Here is a 24,856-nt window from a genome sequence, read left to right as displayed (position 1 = left end):
CATACAGGCTTCCCCCTGGCGGTCAACAATGGCCCCTTCATTGATTGATCCAGCTCACAGTCCCGCTATAAATACGGCTTACCAATTTAAATTGCTGTCATATAACTTTACACTGCATTCTGTTAATTGATGGTTAAACAGGTGTTTAAATAGATGAAGAATATCGCTACCAGCGTGCTACCGGATCTCGTTGAATTGCCCCGCTACGATCGCAGCCGGCTGCGGTCGCGCATTGTCCACCTCGGCTTTGGCGCCTTTCACCGGGCGCACCAGGCGCTGCTGACGGATCGGGTACTTAATGACCGGGGCGGCGACTGGGGCATCTGCGAAATCAGCCTGTTCAGCGGCGACGTGCTGATGCAGCAGCTCCGCGCCCAGGATCATTTATATACCGTGCTGGAGAAGGGCGCCGACGGCAACCGGCCGATCGTGATTGGCGCGGTGCGCGAGTGCCTGAATGCCCGGCTCGACTCGCTGGCGGCAATTATTGAGAAGTTCTGCGAGCCGCAGGTGGCGATCGCCTCGCTGACCATTACCGAAAAAGGCTACTGCATCGATCCGGCGAGCGGCAGGCTGGATCTGAATCATCCGGGGATCGCCCACGATCTGCAGCATCCTGATGAGCCGACCTCGGCGCCGGGGATCCTGGTCGAGGCCCTGCACCGCCGCCGTCAGCGCGGTCTGCCGCCGTTTACCGTGCTCTCCTGCGACAATATTCCGGACAACGGCCACGTGGTGAAGAATGCCGTTCTCGGCCTGGCGGAGAAGCGCTCCCCGGCGCTGGCGGCGTGGATCGCCGAAAGCGTCAGCTTCCCCGCAACGATGGTGGACAGGATAGTGCCGGCAGCGACGGAAGCCTCGCTGGCGGAGATTGCCGACGCGCTGGGCGGCGTCGCCGATCCGTGCGCCATCAGCTGCGAGCCGTTTATTCAGTGGGTTATCGAAGATAACTTTGTCGCTGGCCGCCCGGCGTGGGAGGCGGCGGGCGTGCAGATGGTGGACGACGTGCTGCCCTGGGAGCAGATGAAGCTGCGGATGCTTAACGGCAGCCACTCATTCCTGGCCTACCTCGGCTATCTGGCGGGATATCAGTACATCAGCGACTGCATGGCTGACCCGCTGTTCCGCCGCGCGGCAGAGCGGCTGATGATGCAGGAGCAGGCCCCGACGCTGCGCATCACCGGCGTTGACCTGCGGGCCTATGCCGACAGCCTGATTGCGCGCTTCAGCAATCCGGCGCTGAAGCACCGCACCTGGCAAATCGCCATGGACGGCAGCCAGAAGCTGCCCCAGCGCATGCTCGATAGCATCCGCACGCACCTTGAGCGCGAAAGCCGCTGGCCGCTGCTGGCGCTCGGCGTCGCCGGCTGGATGCGCTACGTCAGCGGCGTTGACGACGCCGGCGCGCCCATTGAGGTGAAAGATCCCCTCAGCGATAAGTTCAGCGCTATCGTCGCCACCAGCAGCGAAAACGACCGCCCGCGCGCGCTGCTAGCGCTGAGCGAAATCTTCGGCCGCTCTCTGCCCGCCAGTGCGCCGTTTGTCGCCGCTGTACAGCAGGCGTGGGATCGCCTCTCCCGCCACGGCGCCCGCGAGGCGCTGCGTCTGACCCTCGAGGATTAACCATTATTGCGTTTAAGCGGGCGGCCTCCGCGGCCGTTCGCGTCCGCCCTTCTCTTTTCGCGTTTTTTTCGTCAGGATACCCGCTGTCTCTCTTTTCCTGATTTGGAGCGAACGTGACACTCACCAATTTGATCACCGGCTTTCTCGGTAGCGGTAAAACCACCTCCATTCTGCATCTGCTGGCCAATAAACCCGCCCATGAGAAGTGGGCGGTGCTGGTCAATGAGTTTGGCGAAGTGGGGATTGACGGCGCCCTGCTGGCGGACAGCGGCGCACTGCTGAAAGAGATCCCCGGCGGCTGCATGTGCTGCGTTAACGGCCTGCCGATGCAGGTCGGGCTGAATACGCTGCTGCGCCAGGGCAAGCCCGATCGTCTGCTGATTGAACCTACCGGGCTCGGCCATCCGAAGCAGATCCTCGATATGCTGACCGCGCCGGTGTACGAACCGTGGCTCGATCTGCGGGCCACCTTCTGTCTGCTCGATCCGCGCCAGCTGCTGGATGAGAAAATCGTTGAGGACGAGAATTTCCGCGACCAGCTGGCGGCCGCCGATATTATCATCGCCAATAAAACCGACCGGGCGACGCCCGAAAGCCGGCGGGCGTTCGCCGCCTGGTGGCAGGCGAACGGCGGCGATCGCCGACGCCTGGAGACCACCCAGGGCAACATCGATGCCTCCCTGCTGGACGCCCCGCGCCGCAATACCGCGCAGCTTTCCGCCAGCGCGGCCCACAGCCACAGCCATGCGCCAGCGCGCGGACTGGCGGCGCTGAACCTTCCCGGCCACCAGCGCTGGCGGCGCAGCGTCAACAGCGGCCAGGGCTATCAGGCCTGCGGCTGGATTTTCGACGCCGATACGCAGTTTGATACCGTCGGCCTGCTGGAGTGGGCGCGGCTGGCGCCGGTATCGAGGGTTAAAGGCGTGATGCGTATTGCCGAAGGGTTGGTGCGCATCAACCGCCAGGGCCTGGATCTGCATATTGAAACCCAGCCCGCGCCGCCGCCGGATAGCCGCATTGAGCTGATTAACGACGGCGAAGTTGACTGGAATGCGCTACAGTCAACTCTGTTGAAGCTCCGTTTACCCTGACGGCACTATGTTCACAAGGATATTTTTAACGTGATGGTTCTATGAAAACTCGTCTTCCGCGCATTTTACTGCTCAACGCCGCCGGCCTGTGCCTGTTTCTCAGCTGGTATCTGCCGGCAAACCACGGCGCCTGGTTTACGCTTGATTCCGCTATTTTCCACTTTTTCAATCACCATCTGGCGGACAGCCGCGCCTGGGCTTGGTTTCTGGCCATCACCAATAACCGCGCCTTCGACGGCTGCTCGCTGCTGGCGATGGGCTGCCTGATGCTGGGCTACTGGCTGAAGGAGGACAGCGACGGACGCCGCCGCATCCTGATCATCGGCCTGGTGATGCTGCTGGCGGCAGTGGTCATTAATCAGCTTGCTCAGCACCTGATGCCGGTCAAGCGCGCCAGTCCGACGCTCTTTTTTAGCGATATTTATCGGGTCAGCGACCTGATTAATTTTTCAACAAAAGACGCCTCACGGGACAGTTTTCCCGGCGATCACGGGATGATGCTGCTGATATTTGCCAGCTTCATGTGGCGCTATTTTGACCGCCGGGCATTCGCGCTGGCGCTGATAATCTTTGTGGTCTTTGCCTTTCCGCGGGTGATGATCGGCGCCCACTGGTTTACCGATATTGCCGTCGGCTCAGTAAGCGCCATTCTGATAGGCATTCCGTGGGTGTTAATGACCCCGCTCAGCGATAGGATAGTGGCCCTTTTCGACCGCTATTTACCCCATTCAGTTAACAAAAAATAAGCTTTCGCGAAGTATTTTTGCCCTTCTCAGGGAGCGTTCATGCTCCCTGCAATTATTCTGCACAACGCTACGTTTAAAGCTGTTTGTAAAATCCACTGTAAAATGAGCAAATTGGCGACTTTATCAGCGCGCATGTCGGCTCAAAAAGGCATTTTCAGGCTGTAACTTTTCCTATCACTATTTCTTATAAAAAAAAGCCGAAAACCGCTGGCTAGCGCGGTACTGATAGGGTAATCTCAATCTCGTTTTGCTCAGTCAGGGATAACTGGCCTGAATCGTGATTAAATTTGTGCGTTACGCCACAGATTTGAAAGTCAGGAATTGTCTCATTTTGGGCAGGTATTTAGTCTCGTCACGTTCGGCATTTTCGTAACGATTTTTTCGTTAAGGACTTCAAGGGAAAATAAACATAATGGTCAAATCTCAACCACTTTTGAGATATATCCTGCGGGCTGTCCCCGCTGTAGCAGTCGCGGTTCTGCTTTCTGCATGTAGCACAACCAATAACGCAAGAAATATGCATTCTGAGACGCATGGTGTGGGTATGGAAGACCCTTCCTCACTGCAAGCCTCTCAGGATGAATTCGAATCCATGGTGCGTAACCTCGATGTTAAATCACGTCTGATGGAGCAATACGCTAGCTGGAAAGGCGTGCGTTACCGCCTTGGCGGCGAAACGAAGCGCGGTATTGACTGCTCCGCGTTCGTACAGCGCACCTTCCGCGAACAGTTTGGAATGGAACTCCCGCGCTCGACGTATGAACAGCAGGAAATGGGCAAGTCCATTTCGCGAAGCAAGCTGCGCACCGGCGATCTGGTGCTGTTCCGCGCCGGCTCCACGGGCCGTCACGTCGGCATTTACATCGGCAACAATCAGTTTGTTCATGCGTCCACCAGCAGCGGTGTGACCATCTCGAACCTGAGCGAACCCTACTGGAACAAGCGCTATAACGAAGCGCGCCGTGTACTGGGTCGTTCGTAATACCTTCTGATACTACAGCCTGCTGACCGCCCTTGATTAGCAGCCCGTGTCATAAAGCACCGCCAGCGGTGCTTTTTTTATTTACACACTGCCGCCCTTCTCTTACGCATCTGCGATTCACAACTGCCCGCGACTCCCCTATTATGCCCTGATGACAGTAACCCGCAGCGGGACGCAGAAGGATTGATACGGGTGAGAGCAGTACTGATTGCGCTTCTGTGCCTGGCGCTCGGCAGCGCGGGCGTTCGGGCGCAAACCATAAAAGAGAGCAGCGCCTTTGCCGCCATCGGCGAGCCGAAATACGCCCCGGGCTTCGACCACTTTGACTACGTCAATCCCGACGCTCCCAAGGGCGGCAGGGTCACGCTGGCGGCCATCGGTACCTTCGATAACTTCAACCGCTATGCAATGCGCGGCAATGCGGCGGTGCGCACCGACCAGCTCTACGATTCACTGTTTACTACCTCCGACGACGAGCCCGGCAGCTACTACCCGCTGATCGCCGAAGGCGTGCGCTACGCCAGCGACTTTTCCTGGGCAGAGGTCACGATTAATCCCCGGGCGCGCTTTCACGACGGCAGCCCGGTGACCGCCGAGGACGTTGCCTGGAGCTTCCACAAGTTTATGACCGAAGGCGTCCCCCAGTTTCGCCTGATCTATAAAGGCACCACCATGAAGGCCGTGGCGCCGCTGATGGTGCGCATCGACCTGGCCAAGCCGGGCAAAGAGGATATGCTAAGCCTCTTCTCGCTGCCGGTGATGCCGAAAAAATTCTGGCTCCACCGCCGCTTCGACGAGCCGCTCTCGGCGCCGCCGCTGGCCGGCGGTCCCTATAAAATCAGCGCCTGGCGCATGGGGCAGTACGTGGTCTACTCCCGGGTGAAGGACTACTGGGCGGCAAATCTGCCGGTGAACCGCGGGCGCTGGAACTTCGACACCATCCGCTACGACTACTACCTCGACGATAACGTCGCCTTCGAGGCCTTCAAGGCCGGGGCCGTCGACTTCCGCAGCGAAACCAGCACCAAAAACTGGGCCACCCGCTACCTCGGGCGCAACTTCACCAGCGGCTATATCGTGAAGGAGGAAGAGAAGAACAGCTCAGCCCAGGATACCCAGTGGCTGGCCTTTAATATCCAGCGCCCGGTCTTTGCCGATCGCGCGGTGCGCGAAGCGGTCACCCTCGCCTTCGATTTTGAGTGGATGAACAAGGCCCTGTTTTACGGCGCCTACAGCCGGGCCAACAGCTATTTTCAGAATAGCGAATACGCGGCCCGCGGGCTTCCCGACGCCGACGAGCTGGCGCTGCTGACGCCGATGAAAAAGGCGCTGCCGCCGGAGGTGTTTACCGCTGCCTGGCGGCCGCCCGCGTCTGACGGCGGCGGTTTTGACCGCGAAAATCTGCTGAAGGCCGACCGCCTGCTGACCGCCGCCGGCTGGGTGCTGAAGGGCCAGCAGCGGGTCAACGCCAGAACCGGCCTGCCGCTGCGCTTCGAGCTGCTGCTGCCCTCTTCCGCCAACAGCCAGTGGGTGATCCCGTTCCAGCACAATCTGCAGCGTATCGGCGTCAGGATGGACATTCGCCAGGTGGATAACTCGCAGGCCACCAGCCGCCTGCGCAGCCGGGATTACGACATGATGCCCCGGCCCTGGCGCGCCGTGCTGTGGCCGAGCGGCGGCGATCTGCAGATTGCCTGGGGCTCGCAGTATATCAACTCCTCGTATAACGGGCCGGGCGTGCAGAGCCCGGTTATCGATAGCCTGCTGGCGCAGATGATCCGCAATGAGGGCAATAAGCCGAAGCTGCTGCCGCTGGCCCGGGCGCTGGATCGGGTCCTGACCTGGAACTACTATCAATTGCCGATGTGGTATATGGCCACCGACCGGGTGGCGTACTGGGACAAGTTCTCCCGTCCGGCGGTGCGCCCGGTGTATACCCTGGGCTTCGACAACTGGTGGTACGACGTCAACAAAGCGGCGAAGCTGCCGGCGGACAGGCGATAAGGAGCTGAAATGGGCGCGTATCTGATCCGCCGACTGCTGCTGGTGATCCCGACGCTGTGGGCGATCATCACCATTAACTTTTTCGTGGTGCAGGTCGCCCCGGGCGGTCCGGTCGATCAGGCGATTGCCGCCATCGAATTTGGCCCCGGCGGCACGCTGCCCGGCGGCGGCGATGCCGGGATGGGCGCCTCCCACGCCCGCCCCGGTGCGAACAACATCAGCGAAGGACACTATCGCGGCGGCCGCGGGCTCGATCCGGAAGTGATCGCCGAGATAACCCGGCGCTACGGTTTCGACAAGCCGCTGCACGAGCGCTACTTCAGCCTGCTGTGGAACTATCTGCGCTTCGACTTCGGCGACAGCCTGTTCCGCAGCGCCTCGGTGCTGCAGCTGATTAAGGACAGCCTGCCGGTGTCGATAACCCTGGGGCTGTGGAGCACGCTGATTATCTACCTGGTGTCGATCCCGCTCGGCATCCGCAAGGCGGTGCGCAACGGCAGCCGCTTCGATATCTGGAGCAGCGCCCTGATTATCATCGGCTACGCTATCCCGGCGTTTCTGTTCGCCATCGTACTGATCGTGCTGTTCGCCGGCGGCAGCTACTACGACTTGTTCCCGCTGCGCGGGCTGGTCTCCGCCAATTTCGACACTCTGCCGTGGTATCAGAAAATCACCGACTACCTGTGGCACATCACCCTGCCGGTGCTGGCGACGGTGATCGGCGGCTTTGCCGCGCTGACCATGCTGACCAAGAATTCGTTTCTCGATGAAATTCGCAAACAGTACGTGGTCACCGCCCGGGCGAAAGGCGTCAGCGAGCGCAATATCCTGCGCAAACACATCTTCCGCAACGCGATGCTGCTGGTGATCGCCGGCTTTCCGGCCACCTTTATCAGCATGTTTTTTACCGGATCGCTGCTGATCGAAGTGATGTTCTCCCTTAACGGCCTCGGCCTGCTGGGCTACGAGGCTACCGTTTCCCGCGACTATCCGGTGATGTTCGGCACGCTCTATATCTTTACTCTCGTGGGGCTGCTGCTGAATATCATCAGCGATCTCAGCTATACGCTGGTCGATCCGCGCATTGATTTTGAGGGCCGCTGATGTTTCGCCTCAACGCCGTTAACCGCGCCCGCTGGGCGCGCTTTCGCCACAACCGCCGCGGCTTCTGGTCGCTGGTGCTGTTCCTGCTGATTTTTTTCGCCAGCCTCGGCTCGGAGCTTATCGCTAACGAGAAGCCGCTGATGCTGGAGTATCGCGGCACGCTCTACTTCCCGCTGGTAAAAACCTACAGCGAGCGCACCTTCGGCGGACCGTTCGCTACTGCGGCGGACTATCAGGATCCGTGGCTGCAGCAGCGGCTGGAGGAGAACGGCTGGGTGCTGTGGGCGCCGGTGCGCTTCGGCTCCGGCTCGATTAACTACGCCACCAGCCGCCCCTTCCCGTCACCGCCGTCGGCGCAGAACTGGCTCGGCACCGACGCCAACGGCGGCGACGTGCTGGCGCGCATTCTTTACGGCACGCGGATCTCGCTGCTGTTCGGCCTGCTGCTGACGGTCTGCTCCAGCGCGATAGGCGTGCTGGCCGGGGCGGTGCAGGGGTACTACGGCGGCAAAATAGACCTGTGGGGGCAGCGCATTATCGAAGTGTGGTCCGGGATGCCCACCCTGTTCCTGATTATCATGCTCTCGAGCGTGGTGCAGCCGGACTTCTGGTGGCTGCTGGCCATCACCGTGGCGTTTGGCTGGATGACGCTGGTGGGCGTGGTGCGCGCGGAGTTTCTGCGCACCCGCAACTTCGACTATATCCGCGCCGCACAGGCGCTGGGGGTCAGCGACCGGGCGATTATTTTCCGCCATATGCTGCCCAACGCCATGGTCGCCACCCTCACCTTCCTGCCGTTTATTCTCTGCGGCGCGGTCACTACCCTAACCTCGCTCGATTTTCTCGGCTTTGGCCTGCCGCTGGGCTCGCCGTCGCTGGGGGAACTGCTGCTGCAGGCGAAGAATAACCTGCAGGCGCCGTGGCTCGGTATCGCCGCGTTTCTGTCGGTGGCGGTGCTGCTCTCTCTCCTTATTTTTATCGGCGAAGCGGTGCGCGACGCCTTCGATCCGGGCAAGGCGGTATAGCATGGGCGATCCGTTATTAGCGATAGATAACCTCTCCGTGGCCTTCGGCTCCGGCGGCGAGCGCCGCACCGTGGTGAGCGAACTCTCCCTGCAGGTGGCCGCCGGGGAGACGCTGGCGCTGGTGGGCGAATCCGGCTCCGGCAAGAGCGTCACCGCCCTGTCGGTGCTGCGCCTGCTGCCCGCGCCGCCGGTCAGCTACCCCACCGGCGATATCCGCTTTCACGGCCAGCCGCTGCTGCACGCCGACGAGCGGACGCTGCGCGGCATTCGCGGCAACCGCATCGCAATGATTTTCCAGGAACCGATGGTCTCCCTCAATCCGCTGCACAGCGTCGAAAAGCAGCTGTATGAAGTGCTCTCCCTGCACCGCGGTATGCGCCGGGAAGCGGCCAGGGGCGAGATCCTCACCTGCCTCGATCGGGTCGGCATCCGCAATGCCGCCCGGCGGCTCAACGATTACCCGCACCAGCTCTCCGGCGGCGAGCGCCAGCGGGTGATGATTGCCATGGCCCTGCTGACCCGCCCGGAGCTGCTGATCGCCGATGAGCCGACCACCGCGCTGGACGTCTCGGTACAGGCGCAGATCCTGGCGCTGCTGGGAGAGCTGCGCCGGGAGCTGAATATGGGCCTGCTGTTTATCACCCACAACCTGAGCATCGTGCGCCGGCTGGCCGATAATGTGGCGGTGATGCAGGACGGCCGCTGCGTGGAGCAGAATAGCGCCGCGGGGCTGTTTGCCGCGCCGCAGCATCCCTATACCCGTAAACTGCTCAACAGCGAGCCGGACGGCGATCCGGTGCCGCTGCCGCCGGACAGCCCGGTGCTGCTGGCGGTCGAGCAATTGCAGGTCGCTTTCCCCGTCCGCAAAGGCATTCTGCGCCGGCAGGTGGATGAGAACAGAGTGGTGAACAATATCAGCTTTACCCTCCGGCAGGGCGAGACGCTGGGCCTGGTGGGCGAGTCCGGCTCCGGCAAGAGCACTACCGGCCTGGCGCTGCTGCGGCTTATCGCCTCCCGGGGCCGCATTACCTTTGACGGAGAGGCGATTCAGGACCGCAGCCGCCGGGAGATGATGCCGCTGCGCCACCGCATTCAGGTGGTGTTCCAGGACCCGAACTCGTCGCTGAATCCGCGCCTCAACGTGCTGCAGATCATTGAAGAGGGCCTGCGCGTCCATCAGCCCGCGATGAAAAGCGCCGGGCGCGAAGCGGAGGTGGTGCGGGTCATGGAGGAGGTGGGGCTCGATCCGCAGAGCCGCTGGCGCTATCCGGCGGAATTTTCCGGCGGCCAGCGCCAGCGCATCGCCATCGCCAGGGCGCTGATCCTTAAGCCGCAGCTGATCGTGCTGGATGAGCCGACGTCATCGCTGGACCGCACCGTGCAGGCGCAGGTGCTGCAGCTGCTCAAGTCGCTGCAGGAAAGGTACCGGCTATCCTATATCTTTATCAGCCACGACCTGCAGGTCGTGCGCTCGCTGTGTCACCAGGTGATTGTACTGAGGCAGGGAGAGGTCGTCGAACAGGGCGGATGTCGTCAGATATTTGCCGCGCCCGCGCAGGCGTATACCCGCCAGCTCATTGCTCTGAGCTGACGATCAGAAAGGCGTATTGGCGGAAAACGGCTCCGCGATGGCGACGCCGCAGTTTTTCAGGCGGCAGGTGGCGGCAAACTCGTCCTGCATGTTCACGAACAGGCAGGGTTCGCCCTCGCACTCCAGCACCGAGCTGCTGACTTCAATATCGGTTAATGCCTGGCTGAGGGTTTCCATCACCGGCCATGCGCTGTCGCCGTCCGGACTCAGCAGCTTAAGCGCCACAAGGCAGTTATCGCAGGCGGTCCCGTTTTGCGGAATCGGTTCAACGCGCGAACCTGCGAAACCTGCCAGCCAGCGATAGCTCTGCGGCAGTCGATGTACGACGGAGAGCTGTATTGTATTCACGTTCTTTTCCCCAGAAGCAAATGACTTCACAATTATTTTACATCAAGATTAACACATTGTTGACAAATCATCCTGCTTCCAGAAAGAAACCCGTACCGCGTTGAGCTGCTATTTAAGCGTTTTTAGCATTTTGCAGCTGCCCTGCAATCAGGACGGCGCGCTATATGTACCCGTTTCTGTGATCGAAAACAACCTTTTTGTCTACAACAATGTGACCTTTAAGATTCAACGATTTTACATAAAAGAAACAAAGAGCGGTAATAGGAATGGATGAGTCGTTGATATGCATCAAGTCAGGGGCCTTGCGGCCCCTGATTTTGTGATTAAGCACGCGCTTTACGCGGACGGCTGGCGTAGAGGCAGAAGAGGATGGAGCAGGCCGCGCAGAAGGCAATCGACAGGATCATCGGCCAGGCGCTGTTGAAGGTCGCAAGCGAAAGCAGCGCGCCGATGATGGCCCCGATGCCAAAGCGGAAGGTGCCCGCCAGCGAAGAGGCCGTGCCCGCCATGTGCGGGAACTCGTCGAGGATCACCGCCATCGCATTGGAGGAGACCAGTGAGACGCAGCCAACGAACGCCGCTACCCCGACCACCAGCGACCAGAAGCCGACGTCAAGCAGCGCGCAGACCACCATCCACAGCGCCATGGCAAACTGCACCCACAGCCCGAAGCGGAACATATTCAGCGCGCCGATCCGCCGCACGAAGCGGCTGTTAATGATAGTCATCACGAACAGAAAGGCGATATTCAGCGCAAAATAGTAGCCAAAATGCTGCGGCGAGACGTGGTTGAGATCAATATAAACAAACGGCCCGGCGCTGAGAAACGAGAACATCCCCGCAAAGCTGAAGCCGCTGGCCAGCATATAGCTGAGCACCCGCTTGTGGCGAAACAGGGCGGCGAAGTTGCCAAGCGTGGTGAGCACGTGAAACTTCTGCCGCCGCTCGGCCGGCAGGGTTTCATCAATCAGAAACAGGATCATCAGCGAGACCAGCAGCGCCGCGCCCGCCAGGATCCAGAAGATGGCGTGCCAGCTGAACCAGACCAGCACCGCCCCGCCCGCCATCGGCGCCACCAGCGGCGCGATGGTAGTCACCAGCATCACGAAGGACATCATCCGCGAGAACTCCTCTTTCGGATAGATGTCGCGCATCAGGGCGTTAATCACCACGCTGGCGGCAGCGGCGGCCAGACCGTGGAAAAATCGCATAACGATCAGGTGGTCAATCGTCTGCGACAGGGCGCAGGCTATCGCCGCCGCCGCAAACACCAGCGTTCCGCCAAGAATCACCGGCTTGCGGCCGAGGCTGTCCGCCATCGGGCCGTACAGCAGCTGGCCGAGAGCAAAACCGAGAATATAGGTGCTGAGGGTCATCTGCGCGCTGCCCGCCGGCACGCCAAACTCGGCGGCGATCACCGGCAGCGCGGGCAGATACATGTCGATGGAGAGCGGCATCAGCATGGCCAGCAGGCCAAGGATAATGACGATAGCCAGGGAGGAACGCTGTCGGGTGCTCAAAATAAACTCCTGGGGTTAGCGCGGCGGCAGGCCGACGCTGGCGATCTCGGCTTCGGTCAGCGGACGGTACTCGCCGGGCGCAAGGTCGGTATCCAGGGCGATTTCGCCGATGCGCTCCCGGTGCAGAGCGACAACGTGGTTGCCGACGGCGGCAAACATGCGCTTCACCTGATGGTAGCGGCCCTCGCTGATGGTCAGGCGCACTTCGGTCGGCGTGATGACCTCAAGCCGCGCAGGTTTCGTCAGATCTTTTTCGTTATGCAGCTGTACGCCGCGGGCGAACTGATCCGCAGTATCCTCTGCGACCGGCGACTCCAGGGTGACCAGATAGGTTTTTTCGCAGTGGTGGCGCGGCGACGTAATGCGGTGCGACCACTGGCCGTCGTCGGTCATCAGCACCAGCCCGGTGGTGTCGATATCGAGTCTGCCCGCCGCGTGCAGCTTGTGGGCTACGGGTTCATCGAGGAAGTAGAGCACCGTCGGATGGTCCGGGTCGTCGGTGGAGCAGACGTAGCCCTGCGGCTTGTTGAGCATGAAGTAGCGCGGCCCGGTCTGCTGCGCCAGCGGGTTGCCGTCATAGGCGACCTCGTGCTCGGGCAGGAGTTTAAAAGAGGTACTTTTGATAACCTCGCCGTCCACGGTAACGCGGGTGGCGCGGATCTCGCGTCCGGCGATGGCCCGGCTGACGCCGAGCTGCTGGGCGATAAACTTATCGAGTCGCATGAAATATGTTTAGCCTGTAAAAAGTGCGGGTTTCGGGACTGGCCCGAAAAAAAAGCCGTAAGGTCGCTAAGTATAGCGGCCACGGTATGCCACTCAAGTGAAAAAAATCGTGGCATACTGTCCGGAGACTTTTTCAGACCCGGGAATTCATGACTTTTACGCTTCGCCCCTATCAGCAGGATGCCGTCAACGCCACCCTCGCCCACTTCCGCCGGCACCACCAGCCTGCGGTTATCGTCCTGCCCACCGGCGCCGGAAAAAGCCTGGTGATCGCCGAGCTGGCGCGGCTGGCGCGCGGACGGGTGTTGGTGCTGGCCCACGTCAAAGAGCTGGTGGCGCAGAACCACGCCAAGTATCTGGCCCTCGGGCTGGAGGCGGATATCTACGCCGCCGGACTGAAGCGTAAAGAGAGCCGCGGCAAGGTGGTGTTCGGCAGCGTGCAGTCGGTGGCCCGCCGGCTCGATGAGTTTCAGGGCGAGTTTTCGCTGCTGATCGTCGATGAGTGCCACCGCATCGGCGACGATGACGGCAGCCAGTATCAGCAAATCCTCGCCCACCTGCGGCAGGTGAACCCTCACTTACGCCTGCTCGGGCTGACCGCCACGCCTTTTCGTCTCGGCAAGGGCTGGATCTACCAGTATCACTATCACGGCATGGTGCGCGGCGGCGAGAAGGCGCTGTTTCGCGACTGCATCTACGAGCTGCCGCTGCGCTATATGATTAAGCACGGCTACCTGACGCCGCCCGAGCGGCTCGATATGCCGGTGGTGCAGTACGACTTCAGCCGCCTGCAGGCCCAGCGCAGCGGCCTGTTCAGCGAGGCGGACCTCAACCGCGAGCTTAAAAAGCAGCAGCGGGTGACGCCGCACATCGTCAGCCAGATCGTCGAGCTGGCGCAGGACCGCCAGGGGGCGATGATTTTCGCCGCCACCGTCGAGCACGCCCGGGAGATTACCGGCCTGCTGCCCGCCGGCGAGGCGGCGCTGATCGTCGGCGAAACGCCGGCCCCCGAACGCGACAGGCTCATCGCCGACTTTAAAGCGCGCCGCTTCCGCTATCTGGTCAACGTCTCGGTGCTGACCACCGGCTTTGACGCCCCGCACGTCGATCTGATCGCCATCCTGCGCCCCACCGAGTCGGTCAGCCTCTATCAGCAGATCGTCGGCCGCGGCCTGCGGCTGTCGCCGGGGAAAACCGACTGTCTGATCCTCGACTATGCCGGTAATCCGCACGACATCTACACGCCGGAGGTGGGCGCGCCGAAGGGCAAAAGCGATAACGTACCGGTGCAGGTGTTCTGCCCCGCCTGCGGCTTCGCCAACACCTTCTGGGGCAAAACCACCGCCGACGGCACGCTGATCGAACACTTCGGCCGCCGCTGCCAGGGCTGGCTTGAGGACGACGACGGCCACCGGGAGCAGTGCGATTTCCGCTTTCGCTTTAAAAACTGCCCGCAGTGCAACGCGGAAAATGATATCGCCGCCCGCCGCTGCCGGGCGTGCGATGCGGTGCTGGTCGATCCCGACGATATGCTGAAGGCGGCGCTGAAGCTCAAGGACGCGCTGGTGCTGCGCTGCAGCGGGATGCAGCTGCAGCACGGTGCGGACGAGAAAGGCGCGTGGCTGAAAATCACCTATTTTGATGAGGACGGCGCCGAGGTGAGCGAGCGCTTCCGCCTGCATACCCCCGCCCAGCGTACGGTGTTTGAGCTGCTGTTTATTCGCCCGCATACCCGCACGCCCGGCGTGCCGCTGCGCTGGATCACGGCGGCGGACATCTGCGCGCAGGAAGCGCTGCTGCGCCATCCGGATTTCGTAGTGGCCCGCATGAAGGGTCAGTTCTGGCAGGTGCGGGAGAAGGTGTTTGATTATGAAGGACGCTTCCGGCGGGCGAACGAGCTGCGCTAACCCGCCGGAGGTTGACGATCAGAAGTCGACGTTGACCCCGAGCTGCCAGGTGCGGCCCGGCATCACCGAGAGCGCCTTATCGTTGGCGTCCTGCGCGGTGTTCAGCTCCTGGTTGCGGCTGTTGAGATAGTCCCAGTACTTGCGGTCGGTAATGTTGTAGATACCGCCGTTAAGCTTGACGTTCTTCGCCACCTGCCAGTAGGCGGTCCAGTCCAGCAGGCCGTAGCCCGGCACCCGCATGTAGCGGTCGGTCGATTTCGCCAGCGGCGTGCCGCTGTTGCTGTAGGATTCGCGCGTCGTCACATCGGCGCGCTTGCCCTTGACGAAAGTGGCGGTCAGCGCCGTGCCGTACTGCTTGTTCGGGTCGTCCCACGCCATGCCCACTATCGCCTTCATCGGCGGCACGCTGTCGAGGTCAATGTACTTATCCCCGGCGTAGCTGGACTTCGACTTGCCTTCGCTGTAGCCGTAGCTGAGGATAGTGCTCAGACCGTCCACTTCTTTAAACCAGGTCCCGTAGTTGATGCGGGTGGTGATTTCCCCGCCCCAGATATAGGCCTTGTCGCGGTTTTCCGCCTGGTAGGTGGTGTAGATATTCGGCGGTACCCGGGTGAACATCGCCGGATTTCCGGCGCGGGTGTAGCGGGTGTAGGCGATAAAGTCTTTGTAGGTGTTATAGAACAGCGAGGTGTTGACGGTGACGCCGTCGACCACCTCCCCTTTCAGGCCCCACTCCAGGTTGTTGCTGGTCTCGGTCTTCAGGTCGCTGTTGCCGATCAGCGCATACTGCGCGCGTCCGGCGTAGGTCGAGCCCATGTTCCAGGAACCGAACAACTGGCTGGCGTTAGGGAACTGCGCCCCGCGCCTGTACTCAATGTAGGTCAGCAGGCGCGGCGTCAGGTTGTACTGCAGCGTCAGGGAGGGCAGCACTTTGGTGTCCGAGTTCTTCTCGTACAGGTCGGAAACCTGGTCGGAAGTCAGCACGCTGCTGTTGGTGGTCAGGCTGCCGACGTCGCGCGGCTTGACCGACTGATATGCGACGCGGACGCCGGGAACGATCGCCGCGTCGTGACCGCCGAGGTCAAAGCCAATCTTGTCCTGAGCAAAGCCGCCCAGCGTATAGCTGCGGCTGTTGGCCTCCGGCTGCATGATTTCGCTGAACGGGCTGACGATGGGCGACTGCCTGAACGGCCGCCTGGTCTTGGTAGTACTGGCGTTAAAGCCCGCGCTCAGTTCGTGGCGGCCGAGCGTCTTGTTCAGGGCGTTAGTGAGTCCCCAGGTATCGGTATCGTAATCGGAATAGACGGTCTGCATGACCTGCGGCGTAAAGCTGTCCGGCATGAAGGTCCGGTCGTGGGCCTCGGTGTGCTGGTAGTAGATTTTGGTCGATGCGCTGTCGAGCCAGTCGTTCATCGGCGTCCAGTCGTCCTTCAGGCTGGTGCCCCAGCGGCGGCTCTGGCTGGTCTGCTGCGCGGTGCCGGTAATGGCGCTGCCGCTGCTGTCCCAGCTGTCGTAATGGGTATGGTTGGCCTTGTGGTAGTAGTCCACGGTGCCGGTTATCTTGTGCTGGTCGTTGGGCTGCCAGATGCCGGAGGCCATCATCGCGTCGGAGTGCCAGTTGGCCGGATAGGCGTCGCGGCTGCCGTTGATGCGCGACTCCTGCCCGTCCCGGCGGCTGTAGACGAAAATGCCGCGCAGGGTGTCGTCTCCGGCGGCGCCGGTAATGCCGTTGTGCCAGCTGCGGTCTTCGGAATCGTAATCGGTCTGATAGCCGAAGTAGGTCTGCTTATCCGGACGCAGGTAGCTGTCCGGCGATTTCGGCAGGAAGGAGACGCTGCCGCCGATGGAGGTGTTGGTGTTATCCACCGAGGTGGCCCCGGACTGGATATTGATATTGCCGTACATGTACGGGTCAATGTAGTCGCGGCCAATGCCAAACGTGTTGTTGCCGCTGCGGCTGACGTAGCTGCGCCCCGTTGCGTTCGGCGTCGGAATACCGTCAATGTCGATGCCGACCCGGTTGCTCTCCAGGCCGCGAATGTTGTAGCCGGTATAGCCGCCGCGATCGAAGCCGCTTTTGCCGTTGCCGGAGCCGCCGCTGGCACCGGTAGCGCTAATCAGCGGCTCGTAGCGCATGATGGAGCCGAAGTCGTTGGCGCCCTTTTTCTGCAGATCGTCGGCGGTGAGGGTGCGGTCGCTGCCGGCTTTAAGCGCCGGCGCGCGGGCGGTCACCACCAGCTCTTCGGCGGCACCGTCGGACGCCCCCTGCTTTTGCGGTGTCGCGTCGGCGGCGCCGGCGGGAAGGTGGTAGATTGCTGCGAACAGAGAAGCGGCGAGCAGGCTTTTCTGCCAGCCGTCGCGGGGGAGTGTTGTCTTACGCATTTATTCAAGCCTGTATAATTATTAGTATTGGCCCACACTGGTCTTCCGGACGCGTCCGTGCTGCGATGTAAAAAAGTGAAAACGAGGACGTCATGGTGTTATTATGATGAGAATAATAATGATATGAATTATCATTTGCAATCAGTTAGTAACTACGCCGTTATCAACTCTCTATGGAAGTAAGAAATCATGAGCAATAAACCGACAGTGACGATCCGCTACTGCACCCAGTGCAACTGGATGCTGCGGGCGACCTGGATGGCCCAGGAGCTATTGCACAGCTTTAGCGACGATATTGCGGCGGTGACTTTGGTGCCCGGCACCGGGGGAATTTTTCGCATTGAGGCCGACGGCGAGGTCATCTGGGAGCGCAAGCGGGACGGCGGTTTCCCCGATGCCGCGGAACTTAAGCGGCGCGTGCGCGATGTCTGCTTCCCGGAAAAAACGCTGGGCCACCTTGAGGCTAAAAAGTAGCGCCGCCTTTTCCATTGCCCTGCGCGCCGTTGAAAGCTATAATGCCGCCCGCTTTTGCATACGCAAAGCAGAACAACTGCCTGCTGCTGGGTCGCCTGTAGCAGGATTTATCATACAGAGAGAAACTCAATGTTTACTATTGAAGCACAAGCACGTAAAGAGCAGGGTAAGGGTGCGAGCCGCCGCCTGCGCGCAGCTAACAAGTTCCCGGCTATCGTTTACGGTGGCAAAGGTGAGCCGGTTGCTATCGAGCTGGACCAGGACAAAGTCTGGAACATGCAGACCAAACCTGAGTTCTACAGCGAAGTTCTGACCATCGTTGTTGATGGTAAAGAAGAGAAAGTGAAGGTTCAGGCCGTTCAGCGTCACGCGTTCAAGCCGAAACTGTCTCACATCGACTTCGTTCGCGCGTAAGCGTCAGCGAGTTGAGAAAAACCCCGCCGCGGCGGGGTTTTTTGTTGCCTATTTTCCGCCGCTGCGGCGGCTGAGCTGGTCGCGCAGGTTCGGCGGCGTCCCCTTGATGGTCAGAGTATCGGTGGCCGGATCCCAGAAGATGCGCTCGCCCAGCAGCAGGGCGTCGAAATTGATAGTCAGCCCGCCGCCGCTGCCGGCGTACTTGGTAAGCTGGCGCAGGGTGCTGCGGTCCGCCGGGAAGCTCTCTTCCAGCTCGTAGCCCTTATCGGCGGTAAACGCCTGGAAGCTCACGTCGCTGACGCCGGCGAGCTCGTTTGACAGCGACGCCAGCTCAATCTCTTCCCCCGCCTGCAGCTGTTCGTTGCAGTAGGTGTACACCTGCTGGCGCACGTTCTGCCGCTCGGACTTATCAAGCTCCGCTTCCGCGGTAAAGTCGTCCACCGCCTGCAGCAGGCCGCGGTTCTGGGCCTTAGCGTTCAGGCCTTCGCTGGCGCCGAGGAAGTCCATAAAGAAGTCGGCAACTTTGCGCCCTACCCGCCCTTTCAGGAACGTCAGATAACGGCTGGATTCAGGGTTGGTTTCCCACTCGGTCAGGTCAATGCGGGCCACGATATCGGCGTGGTTGATGTCCAGATAGTGAGTGGCGCTGATGTCCAGCTGCTCGTTCACCCGCATGCTGCTCAGGTTGTTGAGCACTGCCACCAGCAGATATTCAACCGCCAGATAGCGGTAGTGGCAGAACAGCACGATGCCGCCATCGGCGAACGGGTACTTTGCCAGCTCGTCGCGCAGGCGGCCGGTGGCGGCCCGGCTGAAGGCGAGGAAGTCGTCGTCGCCGCGGCGGTGCGCGCGCAGCGCCTCGGCCAGCTCGCTCTCTTCGGTAAACAGGCCATAGGCCTTATTCTTGGCGCTGTAGACCCGGTGCAGCTCCGCCATCATCTCTTCGGCGGCCGCGCCCGGCTCCAGCAGGCTATCGCGCAGCACCAGCTCAAGATTCTGCTCGTCGCGCTTAATAAGCTGATGCAGGGCAATCTGGTTGATATCCAGACTCATGATAAACTCTCCTCTTAGACGTGGCGGTATTCAACCACTGCGGGCAGGACGGTGTAAAGTCGAAAAAAAGGGGAAAAAAAGCTGCCGCTACGGTAATATGTTGCCCTTCCACGAACAGACTGATTTTGGATTTATGCCGCAAATTTCCCGCTATAGTGACGAACACGTAGAACAACTGCTGAGTGAACTGGCCAACGTGCTGGAGAAACACAAAGCGCCCACCGACCTTTCACTGATGGTGCTGGGTAATATGGTGACAAATCTGATTAACACAAGCGTCGCGCCCGCGCAGCGCGAGGCTATCGCCCGCTCGTTCTCGCAGGCGCTGCAGTCCTCTATCAGCGACGATCCGGCCCACTAAGGAAAACGAAACACAGGTTATGGTGACTCATCGTCAGCCCTATCGCGAAAAAGTGTCCCAGATGGTCAGTTGGGGGCACTGGTTTGCCCTGTTCAACATTTTACTGGCCTCGCTTCTCGGTAGCCGCTATCTGTTTGTCGCCGACTGGCCGACCACTCTGGCGGGCCGGATATACTCCTATATCAGCCTGCTGGGCCACTTCAGCTTTCTGGTCTTTGCCGTCTACCTGCTGATCCTGTTTCCGCTCACCTTTATCGCCCTCTCCCAGCGGCTGATGCGGTTTTTGTCGGTTATTCTCGCCACCGCGGGCATGACCCTGCTGCTGGTAGACAGCGAGGTCTTTACCCGCTTTCACCTGCACCTCAATCCGGTCGTGTGGGAGCTGGTGATAAACCCCGATCAGAATGAGATGGCCCGCGACTGGCAGCTGATGTTTATCAGCGTGCCGGTGATATTTCTGATCGAGATGCTGATGGCGACCTGGAGCTGGCAAAAGCTGCGCAGCCTGGCGCGCCGCCGCCACTACGCCCGCCCGGTGGCGTGTTTCCTGTTTGCGGCCTTTATCGCCACCCATTTAATGTATATCTGGGCGGACGCCAACTTCTATCGCCCAATCACCATGCAGCGCGCTAATCTGCCGCTCTCCTATCCGATGACCGCCCGCCGCTTCCTGGAGAAACACGGCCTGCTGAATGCGGAAGAGTACCAGCGTCGGCTGGTTGAACAGGGCGACCCCGAGGCGGTCTCCGTTCAGTATCCGCTGAGCGATCTGCGCTTTCGCGATCTCGGCACCGGCCAGAACGTGCTGCTGATCACCGTCGACGGCCTCAACTATTCGCGCTTTGAAAAACAGATGCCGAAGCTTGCCGACTTCGCGCAGCAGAACATCAACTTCACCCAGCACATGAGCGCGGGCAACGATACCGACAGCGGCATCTTTGGCCTGTTCTACGGTATCTCGCCGGCCTATACCGACGGCATACTCTCTACGCGCACGCCGGCGGCGCTAATCTCAGCGCTCAACCAGCAGGGTTACCAGCTTGGCCTGTTCTCCTCTGACGGCTTCAGCAGCCCGATTTACCGCCAGGCGCTGCTCTCCGACTTCTCCCTGCCGCCGGCCAAAACCCAGAGCGACGCGCAGACCGCCAGCCAGTGGATCAACTGGCTCGGCAGCTACGCCCAAGAGGAGAACCGCTGGTTCTCGTGGATCTCCTTTAACGGCACCACCATTGATGACGGCCAGCAGCAGAGCTTTGCCCGCCGCTACGCCCGCGCTGCGGGCGGCGTCGATGCGCAAATCGCCCGCGTGCTCGACGCGCTGAAGGATTCCGGTAAGCTTGAGAATACGGTGGTGATCATCACCGGCGCCCACGGCGTGCCGCTCAACGGCGACGGCGGGGATTTCGACTGGTCCCGCTCGCGCCTGCAGGTGCCGCTGGTCATCCACTGGCCGGGCACGCCGGCGCAGGAAATTGCGACGCTGACCGATCATAAAGATGTGATGACCACCCTGATGCAGCGCCTGCTGCACGTCAGTACGCCGGCTAATGAATACTCCCAGGGTCGCGATCTGTTCAGCGCCCGCCGCCGCCACAACTGGGTGACCGCCGCCAGCAGCGACAACCTGGCGATCACTACGCCGCAGGTGACCGTGGTGCTCAAGCACAACGGCAGCTATCGCACCTATGACCTCGACGGCGATAAAATCGACAATCAGCGGACGCAGCTGAGCCTTCTGCTGCAGGTGCTGACGGATGAAAAACGCTTTATCGCTAACTAGTTGATTATTTATGAATCACTCAGTCAGCGCACGCTTGCATTCAGCGGCGAAAAAGGTAGTATTAGCGTCCTGCGTCGGCACGTAGCGCAGCCTGGTAGCGCACCGTCATGGGGTGTCGGGGGTCGGAGGTTCAAATCCTCTCGTGCCGACCAACTCTTTTCAGAAAACCAGCCTTCGGGCTGGTTTTTTTATGCCCGTCGTTCATCTCCCGCCACTGCAATCCTTTGACAGCTGCAAATTCCACAGTATGATATCTGTATATAAATACAGTATCCGAGGTGAGTGATGTTTGTAGAATTAGTGTACGACAAAAGGAATTTTGAGGGTCTGCCGGGCGCGCGGGAGAAAATTCTGGCGGAGCTCGACAAGCGTATCACCCGGGCGTTTCCCGATGCCGACGTGCGGGTTAAGCCAATGATGACCCTGCCGGCCATTAATACCGACGCCAGCAAGCATGAGAAGGAGCGCATCAGCGCCATTGTCGCCGAGATGTTCGATGAGGCCGATATGTGGCTGGCTGAGGACTAAATGATAACGGGCCGTTGACGCATCCGGCCCCCTGGGTTCCCTTCCCGCGCCATCTGATGGATAATAACCACAAATTAAGAACATACTTTTCACATCTGCACGAGGTCATTATCCATGCGTATCGGTATCGCTTTCCCTATCCTGGTCTTTATTGTCGCCGTGGCCTTTCTGGCGTGGTTTACAATCGGCGGTTACGCTACGCCCGGCTCCTGATGGCATGGGCCGCTGATAACGCCCGTTCCGACAGCAGATACCACCAGCAGAACTGCAAATATCAGTAAATCAGCTTACCCATAGTCTTTATAGTGCTATGATCCCCCGGTGATTAATTTCTTAAGGGATGAACCGTGAAAAAGATGACTTCGCTCGCTGCCGTACTTCTGGCCGCTACCAGCCTTTCCGCTTTTGCCGCTACCAGCCAGCCGCTGGAAAAAATTGCGCCCTACCCGCAGGCGGAGAAAGGCATGAAGCGTCAGGTCATTACGCTGCCAGCGCAGAAGGATGAAGCCGGTTACCGCGTGGAGCTGCTGATTGGCAAGATGATGGATGTGGACTGCAATCTGCACCGCCTGGGCGGTCAGCTGGAGAGCAAAACGCTGGAAGGCTGGGGCTATGACTATTACGTCTTTGATAAAGTGAGCGAGCCGGCTTCTACCATGATGGCCTGCCCGGACGGTAAGAAAACGCAGAAGTTCGTCACCGCCTACCTCGGCGACCGCGCCCTGCTGCGCTATAACAGCAAGCTGCCGGTGGTGGTCTATACGCCGGATAATCTTGACGTAAAATACCGGGTCTGGAAGGCGCAAGACGCCATTAAGAAAGCCGAAGTGCGCTAACCGCCTGTCGCGTTGCGCTTAACCAGCGGGCCGCCTCATGAAAGGCGGCTTTTTTATGTCTACTCCTCAGAGGGCCTGAATACGCTCTCCGGCAGCCGGCTGATGGCGCTGTAGTTTGCCTGGATATGCGCCGCGAGGCTGGCGCAGGCCGCTTCTGCATCGCGGGCGATACAGGCGCTGTAGATGGCCTCATGTTCGTGATGAACATCGCGGGGCACCGGATGCTCCGTGATCATCAGACGGCGATAGCGCTCGGTCTGATGATAGAGAATGGATAAAAAATAGTGGCTCCAGCGGGAGCCGCAGGCGCTCAGCGCCGCCTCGTGGAACAGCCGGTTGCAGACTTCCCACTCCTCAAATGCCCCCGCGCTGCCGTCAAGCCGGGCCTCGGCTTTACTCAGGCGATAATAGGCGCTCACCAGCTCCGCCTCCCAGTCGTCGTCGCCGTTTTTGAGCGACAGACGAAGCGCGTCGGTCTCCAGTAAAATCCGCTTTTCCGTCAGGTCGGCAAAATCCTCCAGCGAGATGGGTTTTACCCAGAAGCCCCGCTGGCCGTAGGTGTTCACCAGCGCGTCAGAGACCAGCAGCGCCAGCGCTTCGCGCAGAGTGCCCGCCCCCGCCTCATACACCTCTTTCAGATGCTCCACCCGCAGGCGGCTTCCCGGCGCCAGCACGCCCGCAATAATGTCGTTGCGCAATCGTTCATAGGTGGCAAGTACCAGGGTCTTCCCCGACAATGGCGCGGCCTTCTTCTGCCCTCCTGCACCGGGCCCGCTCGCCGCCAGCGTAAATGAAGGGTTCTTTTTACTTTTCGTTTCGATCACGGTACCTGACCTTATTAGCAGGAAATCAACTCGTCTGAAGCCTGTTCATAGTAAACACCTGCCTGCCGATCGGCAAACATCCTAATTACCCACACGATAATTGTGTATTACTTCACAAAATATACAAGATTAGATAAAAATCTCGATATTAAAATTGATTATCTACATTTGTCGGCGCATAAGTAATACACAACGAGTCAACATTCACGTAACAACAACCGCAACGGAGCGCGCCATGTTTCGCATAGAGGTCCAGAACCTGCAGCAGGAATATCAGTGTCCGGCAGACAAAGATCTGCTGCGCGGCATGGAGGGCGCGGGCAAGAAAGGGATCGCGGTGGGCTGCCGGGGCGGCGGCTGCGGGATCTGCAAAATAGAGATCCTGCGCGGTAAGTGGGTTTGCAAAAAGATGAGCGCCTCTGCGCTCAGCGCCGGGGAGCGGCAAAAAGGCATTGTCCTCGCCTGCTGCTGCTATCCGCGCGGCCCCCTCGTGCTCAGGGTGTCTGAAAAGATGAAATACAAGATGGAAAAGTACGGCACCGCGCGCGCCGGCTAATTCCGCTCAACGTCGTACCCTACAAAATAATTAAGGAGAAGAGCTATGCCTATCAGAGGCGTATTACGACCAGGCCATGTCGCCATCCGGGTGCTTGATCTGGATGAGGCCGTCAGGCACTACACCTCGGTCGTCGGCCTGCGTGAGGTCACCCGCGACAGCCGGGGCCGCGTGTTTCTCAAAGCGTGGGACGAGTGGGAACATCACAGCGTGATCCTGCGCGAAGCCGATCGGGCCGGAATCGATTACATGGGCTGGCGGGTCATGTCGCCGGAGGTCATGAAGCAGGTTGCGCAGGATATTCTCGACTCCGGGCTGTGCACCGACTGCAAATGGATCCCGGCGGGTGACGATCCGGGCACCGGCGAGCGCTTCAGCTTTGTGATCCCGACCGGCCACACGATGGAGCTGTACGCCCACAAAGATATCATTCCCTGCGAAGTGGGCTACACCAACCCGGAGCCGTGGCCGCAGCACGGTATGATCGGCATGTCGCCGACGCGCTTCGACCACTGCCTGCTGTACGGCGATGACGTGGACGGCACCACAAAACTGTTCACCGAAGTGCTCGGCTTCGATATGAGCGAGAAGGTCGTCGACGAGAACGGCCAGCTGGCCGGGGCCTTTTTCGCCTGCGCCAACAAGGCGCACGACGTGGCCTTCATCCGCTATCCGGAAAAGGGCAAGCTGCACCATATCTCCTTCTACCTCGACTCCTGGAGCGATGTCCTGCGCGCGGCGGATCTTATCTCGATGAACAACGTCTCGCTGGATATCGGCCCTACCCGCCACGGCATCACCCGCGGCACCACCATTTACTTTTTCGATCCATCAGGCAACCGCAACGAGGTCTTCTGCGGCGGCTACATTCAGTACCCCGATAAACCGGTTATTCACTGGGATCTTAACGAACTGGGCAAAGGCATTTTCTACCACGCCCGCCAGCTCAATGAAGCCTTTCTGACCGTTGTGACCTGATTGAGG

Annotated in this window: 24 protein-coding genes and 1 tRNA gene; 19 read left to right on the top strand and 6 right to left on the bottom strand. The window is 60.2% G+C overall.

Annotated elements, in window-relative coordinates; translation table 11 throughout:
• The first annotated feature begins 153 nt into the window (after positions 1–153).
• The 8 genes from ENGE1_RS00950 (at position 154) to yejF (ending at position 10,166) form a co-directional block, all read left to right on the top strand.
• Positions 154–1,623, top strand: coding sequence for a mannitol dehydrogenase family protein (locus tag ENGE1_RS00950; RefSeq protein WP_048253901.1), 1,470 nt, complete (start codon positions 154–156; stop codon positions 1,621–1,623).
• A 113-nt stretch (positions 1,624–1,736) separates the two neighbouring features.
• Entirely contained in the window at positions 1,737–2,714 is a 978-nt protein-coding gene (locus tag ENGE1_RS00945) for a CobW family GTP-binding protein (RefSeq protein ID WP_045290075.1), read from the top strand.
• 41 nt (positions 2,715–2,755) lie between these two features.
• Entirely contained in the window at positions 2,756–3,460 is a 705-nt protein-coding gene (locus ENGE1_RS00940; RefSeq protein WP_048253900.1) for a phosphatase PAP2 family protein, read from the top strand.
• A 412-nt stretch (positions 3,461–3,872) separates the two neighbouring features.
• Positions 3,873–4,442: a bifunctional murein DD-endopeptidase/murein LD-carboxypeptidase gene (mepS, locus tag ENGE1_RS00935; protein WP_048253899.1), complete on the top strand. Its 570-nt coding sequence runs from the start codon at positions 3,873–3,875 to the stop codon at positions 4,440–4,442.
• 192 nt (positions 4,443–4,634) lie between these two features.
• Complete coding sequence (locus ENGE1_RS00930) at positions 4,635–6,446, top strand: extracellular solute-binding protein (RefSeq protein WP_048253898.1); 1,812 nt, start codon at positions 4,635–4,637, stop codon at positions 6,444–6,446.
• A gap of 9 nt (positions 6,447–6,455) precedes the next feature.
• Positions 6,456–7,550, top strand: coding sequence for a microcin C ABC transporter permease YejB (locus ENGE1_RS00925; RefSeq protein ID WP_048253897.1), 1,095 nt, complete (start codon positions 6,456–6,458; stop codon positions 7,548–7,550).
• Complete coding sequence (locus ENGE1_RS00920; protein ID WP_048253896.1) at positions 7,550–8,575, top strand: microcin C ABC transporter permease; 1,026 nt, start codon at positions 7,550–7,552, stop codon at positions 8,573–8,575. The genes ENGE1_RS00925 and ENGE1_RS00920 overlap by 1 nt, the downstream gene beginning before the upstream one ends.
• Before the next feature lies 1 nt (position 8,576).
• Positions 8,577–10,166: a microcin C ABC transporter ATP-binding protein YejF gene (gene yejF, locus ENGE1_RS00915; protein WP_048253895.1), complete on the top strand. Its 1,590-nt coding sequence runs from the start codon at positions 8,577–8,579 to the stop codon at positions 10,164–10,166.
• 3 nt (positions 10,167–10,169) lie between these two features.
• Here the strand turns inward: yejF and ENGE1_RS00910 are convergent, their stop codons facing one another.
• From ENGE1_RS00910 to rsuA, 3 genes are all read right to left on the bottom strand, one after another.
• Positions 10,170–10,514, bottom strand: coding sequence for a YejG family protein (locus ENGE1_RS00910; protein ID WP_043082814.1), 345 nt, complete (start codon positions 10,512–10,514; stop codon positions 10,170–10,172).
• Between the two features lie 323 nt (positions 10,515–10,837).
• On the bottom strand, positions 10,838–12,034 hold the full coding sequence (locus ENGE1_RS00905; RefSeq protein WP_048273211.1) for a Bcr/CflA family multidrug efflux MFS transporter: 1,197 nt from the start codon (positions 12,032–12,034) through the stop codon (positions 10,838–10,840).
• Positions 12,035–12,049: 15 nt separating this feature from the next.
• Positions 12,050–12,757: a 16S rRNA pseudouridine(516) synthase RsuA gene (gene rsuA, locus ENGE1_RS00900; protein ID WP_048253893.1), complete on the bottom strand. Its 708-nt coding sequence runs from the start codon at positions 12,755–12,757 to the stop codon at positions 12,050–12,052.
• 149 nt (positions 12,758–12,906) lie between these two features.
• On the opposite strand from rsuA, the gene ENGE1_RS00895 reads away from it, so the two are divergent.
• A complete protein-coding gene (locus tag ENGE1_RS00895) occupies positions 12,907–14,664 on the top strand; it encodes a DEAD/DEAH box helicase (protein WP_048253892.1) in 1,758 nt (585 codons plus the stop codon).
• An 18-nt stretch (positions 14,665–14,682) separates the two neighbouring features.
• On the opposite strand, the gene ENGE1_RS00890 is transcribed toward ENGE1_RS00895, so the two are convergent.
• Positions 14,683–17,046 (bottom strand): TonB-dependent receptor domain-containing protein, encoded by a 2,364-nt coding sequence (locus ENGE1_RS00890; RefSeq protein ID WP_048253891.1) that lies wholly within the window; start codon positions 17,044–17,046, stop codon positions 14,683–14,685.
• A gap of 189 nt (positions 17,047–17,235) precedes the next feature.
• On the opposite strand from ENGE1_RS00890, the gene ENGE1_RS00885 reads away from it, so the two are divergent.
• Complete coding sequence (locus tag ENGE1_RS00885; protein ID WP_043082809.1) at positions 17,236–17,520, top strand: Rdx family protein; 285 nt, start codon at positions 17,236–17,238, stop codon at positions 17,518–17,520.
• Positions 17,521–17,649: 129 nt separating this feature from the next.
• Positions 17,650–17,934, top strand: coding sequence for a 50S ribosomal protein L25 (gene rplY / locus ENGE1_RS00880; RefSeq protein ID WP_043082808.1), 285 nt, complete (start codon positions 17,650–17,652; stop codon positions 17,932–17,934).
• A gap of 48 nt (positions 17,935–17,982) precedes the next feature.
• Here rplY and yejK read toward each other — a convergent pair whose 3' ends face one another.
• Positions 17,983–18,987 carry a nucleoid-associated protein YejK gene (gene yejK / locus ENGE1_RS00875; protein ID WP_043082807.1) on the bottom strand — a complete coding sequence of 335 codons (1,005 nt, stop codon included), beginning with the start codon at positions 18,985–18,987 and terminating at the stop codon, positions 17,983–17,985.
• 133 nt (positions 18,988–19,120) lie between these two features.
• Between yejK and ENGE1_RS00870 the strand changes: the two genes are divergently transcribed.
• From ENGE1_RS00870 to eco, 6 genes are all read left to right on the top strand, one after another.
• Positions 19,121–19,348, top strand: a complete 228-nt coding sequence (locus ENGE1_RS00870; protein ID WP_043086466.1) for a YejL family protein — start codon at positions 19,121–19,123, stop codon at positions 19,346–19,348.
• 19 nt (positions 19,349–19,367) lie between these two features.
• Positions 19,368–21,128, top strand: a complete 1,761-nt coding sequence (yejM, locus tag ENGE1_RS00865) for an LPS biosynthesis-modulating metalloenzyme YejM (RefSeq protein ID WP_043082805.1) — start codon at positions 19,368–19,370, stop codon at positions 21,126–21,128.
• Positions 21,129–21,203: 75 nt separating this feature from the next.
• Positions 21,204–21,280 (top strand) — tRNA-Pro (locus ENGE1_RS00860).
• Positions 21,281–21,413: 133 nt separating this feature from the next.
• The gene (locus tag ENGE1_RS00855) at positions 21,414–21,656 is read left to right on the top strand and encodes a DinI-like family protein (RefSeq protein WP_045290047.1); all 243 of its coding nucleotides are present in this window, start codon (positions 21,414–21,416) and stop codon (positions 21,654–21,656) included.
• Positions 21,657–21,770: 114 nt separating this feature from the next.
• Complete coding sequence (locus ENGE1_RS28215) at positions 21,771–21,869, top strand: YoaK family small membrane protein (RefSeq protein WP_043082803.1); 99 nt, start codon at positions 21,771–21,773, stop codon at positions 21,867–21,869.
• A gap of 143 nt (positions 21,870–22,012) precedes the next feature.
• On the top strand, positions 22,013–22,492 hold the full coding sequence (eco, locus tag ENGE1_RS00850) for a serine protease inhibitor ecotin (protein WP_043086465.1): 480 nt from the start codon (positions 22,013–22,015) through the stop codon (positions 22,490–22,492).
• Positions 22,493–22,551: 59 nt separating this feature from the next.
• Here eco and ENGE1_RS00845 read toward each other — a convergent pair whose 3' ends face one another.
• A complete protein-coding gene (locus ENGE1_RS00845) occupies positions 22,552–23,316 on the bottom strand; it encodes a GntR family transcriptional regulator (protein ID WP_197737248.1) in 765 nt (254 codons plus the stop codon).
• 235 nt (positions 23,317–23,551) lie between these two features.
• Between ENGE1_RS00845 and ENGE1_RS00840 the strand changes: the two genes are divergently transcribed.
• Together ENGE1_RS00840 and ENGE1_RS00835 are read left to right on the top strand one after the other, a co-directional pair.
• Complete coding sequence (locus ENGE1_RS00840; protein ID WP_043082802.1) at positions 23,552–23,872, top strand: 2Fe-2S iron-sulfur cluster-binding protein; 321 nt, start codon at positions 23,552–23,554, stop codon at positions 23,870–23,872.
• Between the two features lie 45 nt (positions 23,873–23,917).
• A complete protein-coding gene (locus tag ENGE1_RS00835) occupies positions 23,918–24,850 on the top strand; it encodes a catechol 2,3-dioxygenase (protein WP_043082801.1) in 933 nt (310 codons plus the stop codon).
• Positions 24,851–24,856 lie beyond the last annotated feature (6 nt).

This window comes from Pluralibacter gergoviae ATCC 33028 = NBRC 105706, assembly GCF_001598855.1.
GTDB classification, from domain to species: domain Bacteria; phylum Pseudomonadota; class Gammaproteobacteria; order Enterobacterales; family Enterobacteriaceae; genus Pluralibacter; species Pluralibacter gergoviae.
Note: the sequence above shows the minus strand (reverse complement) of the source record. Positions and strands in the feature narration are given on the sequence as shown.